Genomic DNA, 1390 nt, shown 5'->3' with positions numbered 1-1390 from the left:
CCGGAATTCATGCCAACAGGCAGGCAGTAAACTGCATTTGGGCGCGAAAAGGCATTGCATAAGGAGGGGTGACATCGCGCATCATGGCAGGGTCCATTCCAGGGAGATTTTCATGCGCAGCCTGTCATCCGTTTTGCATCTTGGCGTGTTGTCATTCGGGTTGGTGTTCAGCGTCATCGCGTCGGCGGCCGATGAACAACAGCTGGTAGAGTCGATCAACGTTTACCGCAGCCAGGTACAGCGCTGTGCCGGACAGGCGTCTTCGGAGTTACCACCGCTGGCCAGCGATCCGCGCCTGGTGCTGTCCGCCAACAGCATCGGCGACCTGCAGCAGGCACTGGCCCGCGCGGCGTACCCGATGGTTAATGTGCAGGCAATCAGCTTGTCCGGCCCGCGTGATGCGCCCGCCGCGATGAAGGCGATTCAGGAGAGCTTCTGCCGGGTGGTGCTGGACCCGCAATTTGTCGATATCGGCGTCAGCCGGGAGGGCCGCGAGTGGCGCATCGTGCTGGCGCGCCCGCTGTTGACGGGGCGCTTGGGCGACTGGCAGGCGGAGGGACAGAAACTCCTTGAAGCGATGAACAGCGCCCGCACGCAAGCGCGCCAGTGCGGTACCCAATCCTTCACCGCCACCACGCCGCTGGTCTGGAACGCCACGCTGGGATCAGCCGCCGAGGGCCACAGCCGGGCCATGGCCAACCAAAACTTTTTCGATCACAAGGACCGCGACGGCCGCACGCCGGGTGATCGGGCTGAACTGGCGGGGTACGCCGGCCAGCAGGTCGGTGAGAACATCGCCGCCGGGCAGGACACAGTGCGCAAGGTGGTCGATGGCTGGCTGGCCAGCCCGGGGCATTGCGCCAACCTGATGAACCCACAATTTCGCGAATTGGGTGCAGCCTATGCGGTGGACCCGAAGAGTGACGCGGGTATTTACTGGACGGCGATGTTTGGCACGCCGTAAAGGCGGCTGCTTGATTGTGCTGCGCTAGCGCATCAAGACACCATCAATGACGTTGCCGTTGCCGCTGTAGCTCGGTCTTCAACCAGAGGTTGGCCGGTTGTATGCCTGCCGGACAGCGCACTTCATAGGCGCGGCCACTCATGCTGCTTTGGGTGGCCGCCAGCTCAATAAAGTCTTCGGCGCTGTTCACCCTGTCCTGTTCTTCAAGGTACTCCAGCTTCTTCTCCAGATGCGCCCGGGCTTGAGGGCCGCCGTATTCGCTTCCGTTGCGCACAAACCGGCATTCACTGTGCTCGACAAAGTCCAGCAAGCTGTTTATTTCCTGAGTGGCTTGAGGTGGGATTTGTGCCTGTGCATTGAACACCACGGCAGTCAGGCCGATACCTGCCGCCGTCAGCCATTGAGTGAGGGGTGCAACAATATGCC

General features: G+C 61.7%; 2 protein-coding genes. One reads left to right on the top strand and one right to left on the bottom strand.

Annotation, left to right across the window (positions count from 1 at the left end; translation table 11 throughout):
- The first annotated feature begins 112 nt into the window (after positions 1-112).
- Entirely contained in the window at positions 113-964 is an 852-nt protein-coding gene (locus AC1DLB_RS30055) for a CAP domain-containing protein (protein ID WP_086946179.1), read from the top strand.
- Positions 965-1007: 43 nt separating this feature from the next.
- Here the strand turns inward: AC1DLB_RS30055 and AC1DLB_RS30050 are convergent, their stop codons facing one another.
- Positions 1008-1385, bottom strand: a complete 378-nt coding sequence (locus AC1DLB_RS30050; protein WP_477786288.1) for a YfeK family protein — start codon at positions 1383-1385, stop codon at positions 1008-1010.
- Positions 1386-1390: the final 5 nt, after the last annotated feature.

This window comes from Pseudomonas sp. 05N434 (genome assembly GCF_056396965.1).
Note: the sequence above shows the minus strand (reverse complement) of the source record. Positions and strands in the feature narration are given on the sequence as shown.

Excerpts from the sequence above, each read along its gene's own strand:
- AC1DLB_RS30055 (WP_086946179.1), top strand. The coding sequence starts at position 113 with ATGCGCAGCCTGTCATCCGTTTTGCATCTTGGCGTGTTGTCATTCGGG.